The organism is Micromonospora sp. WMMC264 (assembly GCF_027497275.1).
GTDB lineage: Bacteria > Actinomycetota > Actinomycetes > Mycobacteriales > Micromonosporaceae > Micromonospora > Micromonospora chalcea.
Window position 1 is genome coordinate 2,625,361 of record NZ_CP114907.1, and the last position, 15,335, is coordinate 2,640,695.

The 15,335-nt window shown below is 72.0% G+C and carries 10 protein-coding genes and 1 pseudogene; 1 reads left to right on the forward strand and 10 read right to left on the reverse strand.

The genetic code is table 11. From position 1 onward, the window contains the following. Nucleotides 1-33: 33 nt before the first annotated feature. The 6 genes from O7542_RS11155 to O7542_RS11180 all read right to left on the reverse strand — a co-directional run bounded on the left by O7542_RS11155 (nucleotide 34) and on the right by O7542_RS11180 (nucleotide 9,424). Nucleotides 34-2,904 carry a discoidin domain-containing protein gene (locus O7542_RS11155; protein ID WP_281606185.1) on the reverse strand — a complete coding sequence of 957 codons (2,871 nt, stop codon included), beginning with the start codon at nucleotides 2,902-2,904 and terminating at the stop codon, nucleotides 34-36. A 154-nt stretch (nucleotides 2,905-3,058) separates the two neighbouring features. Continuing rightward, a complete protein-coding gene (locus O7542_RS11160; protein ID WP_281606461.1) occupies nucleotides 3,059-4,684 on the reverse strand; it encodes a glycoside hydrolase family 13 protein in 1,626 nt (541 codons plus the stop codon). A gap of 75 nt (nucleotides 4,685-4,759) precedes the next feature. Beyond that, a complete protein-coding gene (locus O7542_RS11165) occupies nucleotides 4,760-5,647 on the reverse strand; it encodes a carbohydrate ABC transporter permease (protein ID WP_210872286.1) in 888 nt (295 codons plus the stop codon). Between the two features lie 3 nt (nucleotides 5,648-5,650). Next, on the reverse strand, nucleotides 5,651-6,610 hold the full coding sequence (locus tag O7542_RS11170) for a sugar ABC transporter permease (RefSeq protein WP_281606186.1): 960 nt from the start codon (nucleotides 6,608-6,610) through the stop codon (nucleotides 5,651-5,653). A gap of 60 nt (nucleotides 6,611-6,670) precedes the next feature. Next, nucleotides 6,671-8,047, reverse strand: a complete 1,377-nt coding sequence (locus O7542_RS11175) for an extracellular solute-binding protein (RefSeq protein WP_043324313.1) — start codon at nucleotides 8,045-8,047, stop codon at nucleotides 6,671-6,673. Nucleotides 8,048-8,422: 375 nt separating this feature from the next. After that, nucleotides 8,423-9,424 carry a LacI family DNA-binding transcriptional regulator gene (locus O7542_RS11180; protein WP_166456037.1) on the reverse strand — a complete coding sequence of 334 codons (1,002 nt, stop codon included), beginning with the start codon at nucleotides 9,422-9,424 and terminating at the stop codon, nucleotides 8,423-8,425. 199 nt (nucleotides 9,425-9,623) lie between these two features. On the opposite strand from O7542_RS11180, the pseudogene O7542_RS11185 reads away from it, so the two are divergent. Further along, nucleotides 9,624-11,617, forward strand: a pseudogene (locus O7542_RS11185) (glycosyl hydrolase family 28-related protein). Nucleotides 11,618-11,673: 56 nt separating this feature from the next. Here O7542_RS11185 and O7542_RS11190 read toward each other — a convergent pair. The 4 genes from O7542_RS11190 to O7542_RS11205 form a co-directional block, all read right to left on the reverse strand. Next, on the reverse strand, nucleotides 11,674-12,483 hold the full coding sequence (locus O7542_RS11190; protein WP_113973657.1) for a SigB/SigF/SigG family RNA polymerase sigma factor: 810 nt from the start codon (nucleotides 12,481-12,483) through the stop codon (nucleotides 11,674-11,676). A 142-nt stretch (nucleotides 12,484-12,625) separates the two neighbouring features. Further along, the gene (locus O7542_RS11195) at nucleotides 12,626-13,189 is read right to left on the reverse strand and encodes a GerMN domain-containing protein (protein ID WP_064446082.1); all 564 of its coding nucleotides are present in this window, start codon (nucleotides 13,187-13,189) and stop codon (nucleotides 12,626-12,628) included. Next, nucleotides 13,186-14,535, reverse strand: a complete 1,350-nt coding sequence (locus O7542_RS11200; protein WP_281606187.1) for a HAMP domain-containing sensor histidine kinase — start codon at nucleotides 14,533-14,535, stop codon at nucleotides 13,186-13,188. The genes O7542_RS11195 and O7542_RS11200 overlap by 4 nt, the downstream gene beginning before the upstream one ends. Beyond that, nucleotides 14,532-15,206: a response regulator transcription factor gene (locus O7542_RS11205; protein ID WP_043324324.1), complete on the reverse strand. Its 675-nt coding sequence runs from the start codon at nucleotides 15,204-15,206 to the stop codon at nucleotides 14,532-14,534. The genes O7542_RS11200 and O7542_RS11205 overlap by 4 nt, the downstream gene beginning before the upstream one ends. Between the last annotated feature and the right edge of the window lie 129 nt (nucleotides 15,207-15,335).

A 15,335-nucleotide genomic window follows, 5' to 3' on the forward strand; every position in this document is an offset into this window, starting at 1 on the left:
TGGCGCGGCGGGGATGGTCCCCGCCGCGCCGGGTCAGGAGGCGTACACCTCGAACTCGGACAGCTGGCCGGCCGGCCAGCCGGTGTTGCCGGTGAACGTCAGCCGCACGAAGCGGCGGTCACCGGCGGGCAGCGCGATCGACACGCTGTTGCCGCCCGCCGGGTCGAACGTGTAGCCCGCCGCCGCCTTCAGCGTCGAGAACGACGAGCCGTCGGTGGAGCCGAGCACCGCCACGGTCTGGGTGCGGGTCTGCCAGGCCGCCGACGGGGGCAGTTTCAGCACCACCCGGGCGACCGGCCGGGCGCTGCCCAGGTCGACCGTCACCGACTGGGGGAAGGCGTTGTTGGCGCTCTCCCAGTAGGTGTTCGCGTTGCCGTCGACGGTGTTGGCGGCGCCGTACACGTCGGCGTGGCTGGTCTCCGCGACCGGCCGGCCCGCCGCCAGGTTGCCGGTCGGTGGCGCGGTGGTGGGCGGCGGGGTCGTGGTGGGCGGCGGTGTGGTGGTGCCGCCGCCGTACACCTCCAGTTCGGCGAGCTGGCCCGCCGGCCAGCCGGTGTTGCCGGTGACGGTGACCCGGACGAACCGCCGGTCGCCGGACGGCAGCGCGATCGGCACGGTGTTGCCGACGGCCGGGTCGAAGACGCGGCCCGCCGACGCGGCGAGCGTGCTGTACGAGGAGCCGTCGGTGGAGCCGAGCACGGACAGCGTCTGGGTACGCCGTTCCCAGCCGGGCGGGAGCTTCAGCACCACCCGGTCGACGGTGCGGGACGTGCCGAGGTCGACGGTGAGCGACTGCGGGAACGCGTTGTTGGCGCTCTCCCAGTAGCTGGCCGGGTTGCCGTCGACGGCGTTGCCGGCGGCGTACGTCTGGGTGGTGCTGGTGGCGGTGGCCGGGCGGCCCAGGGCCAGGTTCCCGCCGGCCGGCGGCGGTGTGGTCGGCGGCGCGGTGGTCGGCGGGGCCGTCGTCGGCGCTGCCGTGGTCGGCGCCGGGCTGGTGGGCGGCGGGCTGGACGGTCCGTTGCCCCACTGCGGCTGCGGCCACGGCCCGCAGTACGGGGTGGGCGTGTACCAGCCGGAGTTGCCGGCGCCCTGGGTGATCTGGAAGCCGCTGCCGACGCAGTTGTGGATCGGGTTGGACTGGGCGATGCCGGTGGCCCGCACGTTTGTGAACCGGACCTGGCTGGGTGCCTGCACCTGGAGCGCGTACGTGCCAGCACCGTCGATGCGGACGTTGTCGAACGAGATGCCGCTGGTCTGCCCCTCGATCCAGTGCAACGCCGCGTACGAGCTGTCCAGGATGTCGGTGTCGGTGACGTTGATCGCGGCGCCCTGGATCGGCTCGTTGAGCGCGGAGAACCAGATCGCGCCCACGCCGAACTGCCAGTTGTAGTCGGAGTTGCCGTTGCGGATCAGCGTGTTGCGGGCCACCGTGATCGTGCCGGCCACGGCGGTCGGCCCGGTGACGCCCGGATAGCGGTTCGCCACGTGGATGCCGCCGCCGTTGGTGACCGAGTCGGCGGTGACGTTGTCGGCGATGGTGATGTCCCGCCCGCCGTACGTGACCAGGTGGTTGGCCAGGATCGTCACGCCGATGGTGTTGCGGGTGAAGGAGTTGCCCACGTTCGGCACGCTCTGCGCCCACATGGCCAGCGCGTCGTCACCGGTGTTGCGGACGAACGTGTTCGTCACCGTGGAGTTGGTGACGCCCCAGTGGAAGTTCACCCCATCGGCGGTCTGGTCCAGGATGCGGCTGTTGCGGATGGTGAAGTTGTCCATCGGCCCGTCCATCCAGGCGCCGACCTTGGTGTGCTGCAACCACAGGTTGTCCACCACCGAGTTGCTCATCGCGCCGCCGATGGCGTTGACCTGGTCCTCGTCGACGCGTTCCCGGATGTCGCCGATGATGGCGAAGTCCCGCAGCGTGACGTTGCGGCTGGGCCCACCGGCCTCGTGCGACCGGATCTCGCCGGAGTAGCCGCCGCCCGGCACGTACTTGCCGTAGATGCCGGCGGCGCGTTTACGGTCGGTGGGGTGCCGGCCGCCGAGCACCGAGTACCAGGGGCCGGCGCCGCGCAGCGTCACGCCGTCGACCACCACGTGGTCCCAGAGCGTGAACGTGCCGGCCGGGATCCACACCGCCCGGCCCTGCGCCTTGCCGGCGTCCACCGCGGCCTGGAACTTCGCCGTCGAGTCGGTGGCGCCGGTCGGGTCGGCGCCGAAGTCGGTCACCACGTCCAGCACGCCGGACGGCTTGGTGATCTGCGCCCCGACCAGCTCGAAGTCGGCCAGGTCGATGGTGAACGTGGGTGACTGGGCGGTCGAGGAGACCTGGAGGCGGATCTTCGTGCCGGCCGGGTACGTGGTGCCGAACATGGTCCGGGTCTCGTCGTAGAAGTGGTGCGGGTTGGTGTCGCCCGGGTTGTTGTTGAACGGGTAGCCGCCGTAGTACCAGCCGTACCGGGAGGTGACCGGCACCGCCTTGACCAGCGTGCCGTTGGCGCGCAGGTCGATGGTGGCGTCGCGGCCGGTGCCGGCGGCGTTGTCCGGCAGGCTGTACCGGAACGTGACCGCGTTGGCGGGGGCGGTGAGCGTGAACTCGACGTACTCGCCGACGGCGTCGAGCATGACCGCCTCCCGGCCGGACGCCTCGGACGGCAGCGTGCCGTAGCGCCGGTCGGGGCCGATCTTCGTGCCGTTGTGGGTGGCCTGTTCGGCTTCCTGCTCGCGGAACGGCACGGTGGCGCCGCGTCCGGTGATGTCGAACGGGGACAGTCCGGCGGCGTACGCCGGGGTGGCGGTCGTGGTGAGCGCCACGACGACGAGTGTCGAGGCGGCGAGCGTGGCGGCGGCCAAGGCGGCCACGCCGGTGCTGCGGTGGCGGTGCGCGGTGCGGTGCTCGGCCATGCGGGGTGTGCTCCCTTTCGTCGGTGGCCAGATCCCCCCGTGCGGCGTTGCCTCTCCTTCCTCCTCCCCAGGTGCGCGGCGTCTGTGGCGGCCGGGACGGGCCGCCGGGTGGTTCGGCGGCGCCGGCGGCGGGACGGGGCCGCCGGCGCCGCGGTCAGGCCGATCGGGTACGCAGCCAGACCGCGGTGTCCGGTGGCAGCCGGTCGTCGTCGAGTGGGCCGCTGGCGAGCAGCAGCTCGTCGTGCGCGGGCAGCGGCACGGCCGCGTCGCCGAGGTTGACCAGGCAGGTGAAGCCGGGTTCGCGGGCGAACGCGAGCACGCCGTGCGGTGCGGGCAGCCACGCCAGGGTGCCGTCGCCGAGCGCGGGTTCGGTGCGGCGCAGCGCCAGCGCGGCCCGGTACAGCTCCAGCATCGAGTGCGGGTCACCGGTCTGGGCGCGGACCGTGCGGTCCTTCCAGTCGGCCGGCTGCGGCAGCCACGGCGCGGCTGCGGCGCCGTCGGGGCTGAACCCGAACGGCGGGGTGTCGCCCTGCCAGGGCAGCGGCACCCGGCAGCCGTCGCGGCCGGGGTCGACCCGCCCGGACCGCTCCCACATCGGGTCCTGCCGCAGCTCGTACGGGATGTCTTCGACCTCCCACAGGCCCAGCTCCTCGCCCTGGTAGACGTAGGCGGCGCCGGGCAGCGCGAGGGACAGCAGCGCGGCGGCGCGGGCCCGGCGGGTGCCCAGTTCCAGGTCGGTGGGGATGCCCTCGCGCTTGGCGGCGAAGCTGAACCGGGTGTCGGCGCGGCCGTACCGGGTGACGTGCCGGGTGACGTCGTGGTTGGACAGCACCCAGGTGGCGGGCGCGCCGACCGGGGCGTGCGCGGCCAGCGTGCCGTCGATGCTCTCCCGCAGCGCGGTGGCGTCCCAGGCGCAACCGAGGAAGTCGAAGTTGAACGCGGTGTGCAGCTCGTCCGGGCGCAGGTAGTTCGCGAACCGCTGCCGGTCGGGCAGCCACACCTCGCCGACCAGTGCCCGCCCGCCCGGGTACGAGTCGGCGATGCGCCGCCACGCGCGGTACACGTCGTGCACGCCGTCCTGGTCGCGGAACGGGTGCGGCCGGTCCGGGTGGACCTCCGGCAGCGTGCCGTCCTTGACGAGCAGCCCGGCCGAGTCGATGCGGATGCCGTCCACGCCCCGCTCGAACCAGAACCGCAGGATGTCCTCGAACTCTTCGCGGACCCGGGGGTGGTCCCAGTTGAAGTCGGGTTGCTGCGGGGCGAACAGGTGCAGGTACCAGTCGCCGGGGGTGCCGTCCGGGTCGGTGGTGCGGGTCCAGGTCGGGCCGCCGAACTCGCCGGTCCAGTCGGTGGGCGGCAGGTCGCCGCCGGGCCCCCGGCCGGGGCGGAACCAGAACAGGTCCCGTTCGGGCGCGCCCGGCCCGCCGGCGAGCGCGGCCCGGAACCACTGGTGCGCGTCGGAGCAGTGGTTGGGCACCACGTCGACGATGCTGCGGATGCCGAGCGCGTGCGCCTCGGCGATCAGCGCCTCCACCTCGGCGAGCGTGCCGAAGACCGGGTCGATGTCGCGGTAGTCGGACACGTCGTAGCCGGCGTCGGCCATCGGCGACGGGTACCAGGGGCTGAACCAGATGGCGTCAACGCCGAGCGCGGCGAGGTGGTCCAGGCGGGACCGGATGCCGGCGACGTCGCCGATCCCGTCGCCGTTGCCGTCGGCGAAACTGCGCGGATAGACCTGGTAGATCACCGCGGAGCGCCACCACGGGCTGTTGTCGGCCATGGACACGGGCACCTGCTTTCTGCGGGGTCGGTTCTGCGGCGGCGGGCGGTACGGCCGGCGGCGGGCGGCGCCCGGTCAGCCCTTGAGGCCGCCGGTGGTCAGGCCGGACATGATGTTGCGCTGGAAGATCAGGAACAGCACGACGGTGGGGATGGCGGCGATCACCGACGCGGCGATGACCACGTTCATCGGGGTGCCACCGGCGAAGGCGTAGATGCCGACGCTGACGGTCCGCGTCTCCGGCGACGGCATGACCAGCTTCGGCCAGAGGAAGTCCTTCCAGACCGCCGTCACCGCGAAGATCGCCACCACGCCGAGGATCGGGCGGGACATCGGCAGGACGATGGACCAGAGCGTGCGCAGCGGGGTGGCGCCGTCCATCACGGCGGCGGCCATCAGGTCCTCCGGGATCGAGTCGAAGAACCGTTTCAGCAGGAAGATGTTGAACGCGTTCGCCACCAGCGGCAGCCAGATCGCGAACGGCGAGTCGAGCAGGTTGACGTGCACGATCGGCAGGTCGATCACCGTGACGTACTGCGGGACGATCAGCACCATCGCCGGGATCATCAGCGTCGCCAGCATCATGCCGAGGATCAACCCGCCCAGCACCGGACGCAGCTTCGACAGCGCGTACGCGGCGGCGGTGTCGAACACGAGCTGGAACACCACCGCCCCGGTGGCGTAGTAGAACGTGTTGAACAGCAGCTTCGCCAGATCCAGGTTGGTCCAGGCGTCGACGTAGTTACCCGGCTGCGGGTCGCGCGGGAACAGCGTCGGCGGGGTCTGGGCGATCTCCTGGCCGGACTTCAGCGCGCCGGTGACCATCCAGTACAGCGGGCCGAGGAACACCAGCGTGAACCCGGCCACGACCACGGTGAGCACGGCCCAGTAGAGGACGCGGCCGCGACCGCGGCGCAGTTGGGCGTGGGAGATGAGGGTACGGGTGGTGCTGTCGGCGGCCATGTCCTAGTCCTGTCTCGCGGTCAGTCGCAGGTAGACGGCGGAGAACCCGGCCAGCACCACCAGCATGATCACGCCGAGCGCGGCGGCGCCGTTGAGGTCGTTCTGGAAGAACCCGTGCTGGTAGATCAGGTACGCCACGGAGGTCGCCGAGTCCTGCGTACCGGCGCCGTTGGCGAGGATCAGCGGCTCGATGAACAGCTGCATGGTGGCGACGATCTGGAGCATCGCCAGCAGCGCCAGGATCAGCCGGGTCTGCGGGATCGTCACGTGCACGATGCGCCGCCACACCCCGGCGCCGTCGATCTCGGCGGCCTCGTACAGCTCGCCGGGGATGTTCTGCAGCGCGGCCAGGTAGATCAGCACGGCGCCGCCCATGTTCATCCAGGTCGACGCGATCACCATGGCCGGCATCGTCATGGTGGGCGACTGCATCCACTCCGACGTGGGCAGTCCCAGCGCGGTGAGGACCGCGTTGAACAGCCCCGCCTCGCTCGGGTCGTAGGCGTAGAACTTGAACAGGAACAGCGCGGACGCCGGCGGCAGCATCACCGGCAGGTAGACGAGCACCCGCAGGTAGCCCTTGGCGTGGCGCAGCTCGTTGAGCAGGATCGCCACGAAGAACGGCACCAGGTAGCCGAGGACGAGCGCCAGGCCGGTGAAGACGAACGTGTTCTTCCAGGCGGTCCAGAAGCTCGGATCGGCGATGATCCGGCTGTAGTTGTCCCAGCCGACCCAGGTGGTCTCGCCGCGGCGGGTGCGCTGGAAGCTCATCACGACGCCGCGGACCATCGGGTGCCAGGAGAAGACGGCGAAGCAGACGACAGCGCCGATGAGGAACGTGTGCCCGGTGAGGTTGTCCCGGACCTTGCGGCCGAGACCGGCGCGGCGTCCGGCGGTACGCGACGGCGTCGGCGCGACGGGGCCGGGACGGCGGGTGGCGCCGGGGGCGGTGGTGAGCGCCAAGGCGACTCCTGCGGTGCTCGGGGAGGTGGGGCCGGTGCGCCGGCCCCACCTCCGGTCGGGTCAGCTGTCGGCGGCCAGCAGCTGGTTGACCTTGTCCTCGGCGGTCTTGAGCAGCGCGTCGATGTTCGCGTTCGGGTTGGTCAGCACACCGGACATCGCCGCGTCGAGCACCGCGTAGATCGCCTGCGCGTTGCGCGGCTCACCCTTGATCGGCACCGGGTTGGCCTCGAAGACCGCGAAGTTCGTGGTGTCCACGTTCGCGTTCGCCTTGCGCAGCTCCAGTTCCTGCTTCTGCGCGTCGCTGCCGTTCGTGAACAGCAGCGGCTGGGGCAGGCCGACCGGGTAGTTCTGCGGCTTGGCGCGCACGTAGTCGAACTGGCCCTTACCCGGGGTGAGCTTCTGGTAGGCGAGCCACTTCAGGCCGGCCTTGACCTGCTCGGGGCTGAGGCCCTTCTTGAAGAAGTAGCCCTCGCCGCCGCCCAGCGTGGCCTTGGCCGGGCCGTCCTGGCCGGGCAGCGGGCCCATCGCCCAGTCCTGGTACTTGCCCTGGAACTGGCTGACGATCGCCTGGGTCGCGTCCGGCGCGCCGATGAACATGCCGACCTTGCCGGCGCCGGCGTTGGTGAGCAGGTCACCCCACTGGAGCAGCTGCCGGGCACCCATGCTGTTGTCGCCGTAGCGCATGTCCTTGAGGTTCTGCAGGACCTGCTTGCCCATCGCGTTGTTGAAGTCGGCCTTCTTGCCGTCGGCGCTGAGCACCTGCCCGCCCTGCGAGTAGAGCAGCGACGTGAAGTGCCAGCCGCCGGTGTTGCCCGCGCTGTACTCGGCGTACCCGGCTATGCCGTCGCCGAGCGCGGAGATCTTCTTGGCCGCGGCCCGCACCTCCGGCCAGGTCTTCGGCGGGTTGTTCACGTCGAGCCCGGCCCGCTGGAACAGCGCCTTGTTGTAGATCAGGCCCATCGAGTAGTTCTTCACCGGTACGGCGTAGAGCTTGCCGCCGTCGGTGAAGACCTCCTTGAGCGCCGGGTCGACGCTGTCCCAGGTGGGGATGGTGTCCTTCGTGGCGTACTGGCCGATGTCCATCGCCTGGCCGGAGTCCAGCACCTGCTGCAGGTCGGTCATGTAGCCGTAGAACACGTCGGTGACGGTGCCGCCGGCCAGGCGGGCGGTGAAGTCCGGCGGGTTGTTGCACTGCTCGCCGACGCTGACGCTCTTGACGACGATGTCCGGGTTCTGCCGCTGGAACTCGGCGACGTCGTCGTTCCAGTTCTTCAGCAGCTCCTTCTGCGCGCCGACCGGCTGGCAGTCGACGGTGATGGTGACCTTGCCGCCGGCGTCGCCGCTGTCGTCGCTCTTGGTGGAGCACGCCGCAAGGCTGAGCCCGAGGCCGGTCGCGAGCGCGAGCGCCGCGACCTTCCGATACTGCGGTACGGACATCTGTCCATCCCTTCGGGAACGGGTGTATCCATGGCCTTCACTGATGTGCGGTGACCGCGCGGCTGCCTCTGGTGGTGGAACGGCAGCCGGCACGCGCCCTGCCTCCGGAAACCGCGCCCCGGGTCAGGTGTGAGTGGAGTCACTGTAGCGACGCGAACCGAACCCAGCAAGATGCCGACTGACAAACGCAAGAATTCGACTTGGCCTCGGAAGGACGCGGCTCCAGTCGGCCGTGTCGTCGATCTTGGAGTTGTGGCGCCTCAGATACCGGCATCAGTGCCGCATTCCGGGCACCACAACTCCAAGATCGACGGATGCGGTGGGGTGGGGTGAGGCGGCGTGGGGGGCGGCGTGAGGGCGGCGTGGGCCCCGGGGTCAGCGGCGGGGGGCGGGGGCGGTGGAGCCGCGTACCACCAGCTCGGGCTCGAACAGCAGCTCGTCGTGCAGCACCCCGGCGCCCTCGATCTGGGTCACCAGCAGGTCCACGGCGGCCTGGCCCATGGTCTCGATCGGCTGGCGCACCGTGGTCAGCGGCGGGTCGGTGCAGGTCATGAACGCCGAGTCGTCGAAGCCGACCACCGAGACGTCGGCCGGCACCGCGCAGCCCAAACGCCGGGCGGCCCGGATGGTGCCCAGCGCGAGCACGTCGCTGGCGCAGACGATGCCGGTCGCGCCGCGCTCGATCAGCTTCGTGGCGGCGACCCGCGCGCCCTCCATGGAGAAGCTGGACCGCTCCACCATGGACCGGTCCTCGCCCCAGCCGGCGGCCCGGACCATGGCGTCGAGCTTGCGGCGCGAGGGCACGTGGTCGGCCGGGCCGAGCACCATGCCGATCCGGTCGTGGCCGAGCGAGCGCAGGTGGCCGTACGCCTGCTCGACGGCGACCGCGTCGTCGGTGGACACGCGCGGGAAACCCAGCTCCTCGACGCCGGCGTTCACCAGCACCACCGGCAGGCCCCGGTCGGTGAGGCGCCGGTAGTGCTCGTGCGAGGCGTCGGCGAGCGCGTACGAGCCGCCGGCGAAGATGACGCCGCTGACCTGGTGGTCGAGCAGCATCTCCACGTACCCGGACTCCGGTACGCCGCCGATGGTGCGGGCGCACAACGCCGGGGTGAAGCCGCGCTGCGCGAGCGAGCCGGTGACCACCTCGGCCAGCGCCGGGAAGATCGGGTTCTGCAACTCCGGCAGCACCAGGCCGACCAGGCGGGCGCGCTCGCCGCGCAGCTTGCTCGGGCGCTCGTAGCCGAGCACGTCGAGGGCGGTCAGCACGGCGGTCCGGGTCGCCTCGGACACGCCGCCGCGGCCGTTGAGCACCCGGCTCACCGTCGCCTCGCTGACGCCCGCCTTGCGGGCCACCTCGGTCAGGCGCTTCGTCACGGCGGCAATCGTACGTCGGATTCTTGCAAGAAATGAACAGCCGGACGGGTCGGTTCTTGCCAGGACGGGCGACAAGAGGTCCGAAAGATACGAGCAGATTGATGCGTGAAAGGCAACAGAGCACCGGAATAACATGAGGGCCCTTGTCGATGGCCTGCGCCGCCGAGGCCACCCGTCCCCCGAGAAAGTGGGTGCTCCGATGTCGCGGAGCGTGCCGAGGATCCTCGCGGCGGCGCTCGCCGCCGCCCTGCTCGTACCGCCCGGCGCCGCCACGGCCGGCCCGCCGCGCGGACCGGCCCCCGTGGTGACCCGCGCCGGGCTGGACCCCGCGCTCGTCGCCGGGCGCGGGGCGACAGTGGACTACGTCGAGCAGGAGGCGGAACACGGCCGGACCACCGGCACCGTGATCGGGCCGGACCGGTCGGCGTACACACTCGCCGGTGAGGCGTCCGGCCGCCGCGCCGTGCGCCTGCTGCCCGGCCAGCACGTCGAACTCACGCTCCCCCGGCCCACGAACGCGCTGACCGTGCGCTACAGCATCCCGGACGCGCCGGGCGGCGGCGGGATCACCGCGCCGCTGCGGGTGTCCGTCGGGCACGCGCCCGCCCGCACCATGACGCTGACCTCGCAGTACGCCTGGCTCTACAACCAGTACCCGTTCACCAACGACCCCGGTGCCGACCTGCTGCACCCGGACTGGTGGATCACCGAGTGCTCCTGCGTGCCGGCGGCCACCACGCCCGCGCCGGTGATCAGCAAGCCGTTCCGGCCGCACCACTTCTACGATGAGCAGCGGCTGCTGCTCGGCCGTACCCATCGGGCCGGTGAGGTGGTCCGGCTGACCGCGCCGCGCGGCACCGCCGCCGCGTGGACGGTGATCGACCTGGTGGACGCGCACCTGGTCGCGCCGCCGCGCGTGGTCCCCCGCGCGGTGAACGCGCTGTCCTTCGGCGCCGACCCGACCGGCCGGCGGGAGTCCGCAGACGCCCTCGACCGGGCCGTCGCGTACGCCCGGCGGGTGGACCGCCCGCTCTACCTGCCGCCCGGCACCTACCAGGTCAACCGGCACATCGTCGTGGACGACGTGACGATCGCCGGTGCGGGCAGCTGGTACACGATCGTGCGGGGACGCGAGGTCACGCTGGACACGCCCGCGCCCGACGGCTCCCGGCACACCGGCGTCGGCTTCTACGGCCGCGACGCCGCCGACGGCGGCAGCAGCGACGTGCACCTGTCCGGCTTCGCGATCGAGGGCGACGTACGCGAGCGGATCGACACCGACCAGGTCAACGCCATCGGCGGGGCGCTCAGCCACAGCACGATCGACGGCCTCTACCTGCACCACACGAAGGTCGGCATGTGGTTCGACGGGCCGATGACCGGGCTGCGGGTCACCAACACCGTGATCGCCGACCAGATCGCCGACGGGCTGAACCTCCACACCGGCGTCACCCGCTCCTCGGTGACGAACTCGGTGGTCCGCAACAGCGGCGACGACGCCCTCGCCATGTGGTCGGAGGGCACGGCGAACGCGTCGAACACGTTCGCGTACAACACGGTGCAGTCGCCGGTGCTCGCCAACGGCATCGCGCTGTACGGCGGCGCGGACCTGACCGTCGCGCACAACCTGGTCGCCGACCCGGTACGCGAGGGCAGCGCGATCCAGGTGGGCTCCCGGTTCGGGGCGGAGCCGTTCACCGGCCGGCTGCGGATCACCGGCAACACCGCGCTGCGGGCCGGCACGTACGACCTGAACTGGAACATCGGCCTCGGCGCGATCTGGTTCTACGCGCTGGACCGCAGCATCGACGCGGACATCCTGGTCAGCGGCGACGCGTACCTGGACAGCACCTACAACGCGATCATGCTGGTCAGCGACTGCCGGTGAAGGACAGCGTCCGTATCGACAACGTCCGCTTCCGGGACATCCGGGTCGACGGCGCCGGGACGTCGGTGGTCAGCGCGCGTACGGCGGGCGGGGCGAGCTTCGCGAACGTGGACGCCCGCAACGTGGGCGCGGTCGGCGTGAACAACTGCGGGTCGTTCCACTTCACCCCGGCCGGGTCGGAGTTTGCCCTGACCGACCTCGGCGGCAACGACGGCGGCTGGCTGGCCCCGTGGCTGCTGCCGAACACCATCACCTGCGACGACCGTCCGCCGCTGGTGCCGCCGCCACCGCCGTCGCGCTGGTGACACACGACGCGACCCCCGCCGTCACGGGCCGGCGGGGGTCGCGGTACGTGTGTGGCTCAGGCCTCGGTGAGCTGGCCGCGCAGCTTGGTCAGGGCGCGGGCGAGCAGCCGGGACACGTGCATCTGGGAGACACCGACGCGGGCCGCGATCTCGCTCTGGGTCAGGTTGCCGTAGAAGCGCAGCGTGAGGATCTTCTGCTCCCGCTCGTCGAGCGTGGCCAGCGCCGGGCCGAGGGAGGCGCGCAGCTCGGCCAGCTCGTACTCGTTGTCCTCGGCGCCGAGGGTGTCGCCCAGCTCGGTGGCGCTGTCGCCGTCGCCGATCGGGGTGGACAGCGACACCGCGTTGTAGGCGCGGGCGCCTTCCAGGCCTTCGAGCACCTCTTCCTCGGTGACGTCGAGGTGGGTGGCGATGTCGGCGACGGTCGGGGCCCGGTTGAGCGTCTGGGTCAGCGTGCTGTTCGCCTCGGAGATGCGCAGCCGCAGCTCCTGCAGGCGGCGCGGAACCCGGATGTTCCAGGTGCGGTCGCGGAAGTGCCGCTTGATCTCGCCGAGGATCGTCGGGATGGCGAAGCCGGCGAAGTCGACGCCGCGCGAGGCGTCGAACCGGTCCACCGCCTTGATCAGGCCCAGCGCGGCGGTCTGCGCGAGGTCGCCGGCCGGCTCGCCGCGCCCGCTGTAGCGGGCGGCCAGGTGGTTCGCCAGCGGCAGCCACGCCTCGATGACCTGGTTGCGCAGGGCGGCCCGCTGCGGGTGGCCGGCGGGCAGCGCGGCGAGCGCCGCGATCAGCTCGCTGGCACGGGACTCCTCACCGGTCTGCGGCGCGCGCTGCACCTCGGTCGCGGTCGATGCCATGGTCATCGTGGTCATGCTGCCCTTCCTGTCCTCGGAGAACGGGTGGCCTCCCACACCGGTCGTGCCAGCCACACTAGACCAAAGGCCATGGCCAAATCAACCGAACGGACGATGGAGATTTAGCGTCATATCCGGACATAGAGGCGAGCAGCGGCGATCAGCGTGGCATCAACGGGCGGTAGTCGGCAGCGGTGAGCGGCAGCACCGAGAGGCTTCCGTCCGCGCGCGGCACCTCCAGCGGCTGCCCGCCGCGGCGGAACGCGACGCTGTACACGTCCGGTCGCTGCGTGAGGCTGCACACGATCTGCCCGAAGGCCAGCACCTCGTCGTTGCGGCCGGTCTCCTCACCGGCCTGGCGCACGTCGACTGTCGCCACGGTGCCGGCCAGCGTGGCCCCGGCCACCGCCACCGTGCCCGGCAGCGCCGTGGACAGCCCCTGGCGGCGCTCCCCCGGACCGGGACCGGCCAGCAGGTGCTGAAGGTGCGTGTCCACCCCGGGCAGCCCGTCCACCCGGCGGTTGACCACGACCAGGCCGTCGTCCCGGACGAAGCAGAACGGCTCGTCCACCCGCCCGTCCCCGTCGGCGGTCGAGGACACCGCAGGCGTCGGGAAGGCCCCGGGCGGCGTCTGCACGAGCCGGGGCTCGTCGTCCACCGGCACCCCGCAGCCGGCGAGCAGCGCCACGGCGAGCAGGGCGGGCGCGAGCCGCCGCCGGCTCACCGGAGCGCTCCGGGCAGCTCGACCCGGAAACGGGCGCCGGGCGCGCGGTCCAGCACCCGCGCCGACCCGCCGTGCGCGTCGGCGTGCTGCGCCACCAGGGCGAGGCCGAGTCCGGTGCCGTCGGTGCCGGCGCGGTCGTGCGCCGCCCGGCCCCGCACGAACCGGTCGAAGATGATCTCCCGGTCGCCCGGCGGCACGCCCGGTCCGTCGTCGTCGACCTCCAGCACGCCCACGCCGTCGCCCCCGCCCAGGCGTACGGCGACCGGGCCGCCGCCGTAGCGCTCGGCGTTCTCCACCAGGTTCAGCAGCGTCTGCGCGAACCGGCGCCGGTCGACCCACCACTCGTGCGGGACGTCGCCTGCCACCTGCACCAGGCTCTCCGGCAGCGATCGTTCCCGGCAGGCGGCCCGGGCCAGCTCCACCACGTCGACCGTCTCGCGGTGCGCCGGCTGCTCGGTGCGGGCCAACTGGATCAGGTCGTCGACGAGGCGCTGGAACCGGGTCACCTCGTCGGCCACCAGGCCGGCGGCGGTGGCGGTGCGTTCGTCCTGGTGCTCGCGGCGGCGGTGCAGCACGCTCGCCGCCGCGGCCAGCGTCTGCAACGGCGAGCGCAGCTCGTGGCTCACGTCGGCGGCGAAGCGCCGGTCCCGCTCGATGCGGTGCACCAGCTTGTCGACCATCTCGTTGAACGAGCTGGACAGGCGGGTGAGGTCGGGGTCGGTGGTCGGATCGAGCCGGGTGGCGAAGTCCCCGCCCGCGATCCGTTCCGCCGCGTCGGCGACCGCTGTCAGTGGCCGCAGGCTGTGCCGGGTGGCGTACCAGCCGAGCGCCGCGCCCGCCCCGGCCACCATGATCGCCACGGCGATCAGCGCCAGGCCCACCACCTGGAACGTCTCCTCGACCTCCCGCAGCGAGGTCAGCTCGTAGTAGCCGAGCGCGCCGGGCAGCGGCACGCCGACCAGCAGCGCGGGCTGCCCGTCGAGGCGGATCCGCTGCACCGCGGGCTTGCCGTCGGCGACCATGCGCTGCAACTCCACCGGCACGGAGCTGGCGCCCACGTCGGCGGTGCGGGCGTACCAGCCGTCGGGCAGGTGCAGCAGCGGGCGCCGGGCGCTGCCGGTGTCGAGCGAGCGCAGCACCGCCACCACGTCCGGCGTGCCGGTGTCCAGGCCGGAGCGGACCACCGCCGCGTCGTAGTAGGCGACCCGCACCGCGGTGCGCTCCCGCTCGTCGAGCAGCGAGCGCCGGGTCAGGTCGTACGAGAAGAGGGCCATCAGCGCGGACAGCAGCAACGCGCCGACGGCGAACGCCGCGGTGACGCGGGCGCGCAGTCCGGGACGGGTCATCGCTGCAGCTTGTAGCCGAGGCCGCGGAGGGTGACCAGGTGGCGGGGGTTCGCCGGGTCCGACTCGATCTTCTGCCGCAGCCGGCCGACGTGCACGTCGACGAGCCGCTCGTCGCCGGTCTCGTAGCCCCAGACCCGGCTGAGCAGCTGCTGGCGGGACAGCACGCGGCCGGCGTGCTCGGCCAGCTCGCAGAGCAGCCGGAACTCGGTGCGGGTGACCGGGACCGGCCGTCCGGAGCGGCGCACCTCGCCGGCCTCGGCGCTGATCTCCAGCTCGCCGAAGAACTGGGCGGGGGCGGGCCCGGACACGGTGCGGACCCGCCGGCGCAGCGCCCGCAGCCGGGCCGACAGCTCCTTGATCGCGACCGGCTTCACCACGTAGTCGTCGGCGCCGGCCTCCAGCGCGGCGACGATGTCGTGGGTGTCGTCGCGGGCGCTGATCACCACGACCGGCACGTCGTCGTCGCGGCGCAGCTGGCGGATGCAGTCGAACCCGTTCATGCCGGGCAGCATCAGGTCGACGAGCACGTAGTCGGACGGCTTCTCCCGCTGCCGTCGCAACCCGTCCTCCGCGGTCGGGGCGCCGTACGCCTCGTAGCCCTCCTCCTCCAGGGCGAGCTGCAGCGCGAGCCGGATGCGGTCGTCGTCCTCGATCACCAGTACGGCCGTCATATGGGCATCATGACCGGCCGGGCACGGGTAGCCCAACCGCGTGGGCCGTTCGTGGTTTTTGTCATCGAACCGTCATACAACCGTCCGGGGACCTCCAAGATCGCTGCGCAGAGTGGGGATCGACACTGA

Excerpts from the sequence above, each read along its gene's own strand:
- O7542_RS11155 (WP_281606185.1), bottom strand. The coding sequence starts at position 2,904 with ATGGCCGAGCACCGCACCGCGCACCGCCACCGCAGCACCGGCGTGGCC.
- O7542_RS11160 (WP_281606461.1), bottom strand. The coding sequence starts at position 4,684 with ATGGCCGACAACAGCCCGTGGTGGCGCTCCGCGGTGATCTACCAGGTC.
- O7542_RS11165 (WP_210872286.1), bottom strand. The coding sequence starts at position 5,647 with ATGGCCGCCGACAGCACCACCCGTACCCTCATCTCCCACGCCCAACTG.
- O7542_RS11175 (WP_043324313.1), bottom strand. The coding sequence starts at position 8,047 with ATGTCCGTACCGCAGTATCGGAAGGTCGCGGCGCTCGCGCTCGCGACC.
- O7542_RS11190 (WP_113973657.1), bottom strand. The coding sequence starts at position 12,483 with ATGACCACGATGACCATGGCATCGACCGCGACCGAGGTGCAGCGCGCG.
- O7542_RS11200 (WP_281606187.1), bottom strand. The coding sequence starts at position 14,535 with ATGACCCGTCCCGGACTGCGCGCCCGCGTCACCGCGGCGTTCGCCGTC.
- O7542_RS11205 (WP_043324324.1), bottom strand. The coding sequence starts at position 15,206 with ATGACGGCCGTACTGGTGATCGAGGACGACGACCGCATCCGGCTCGCG.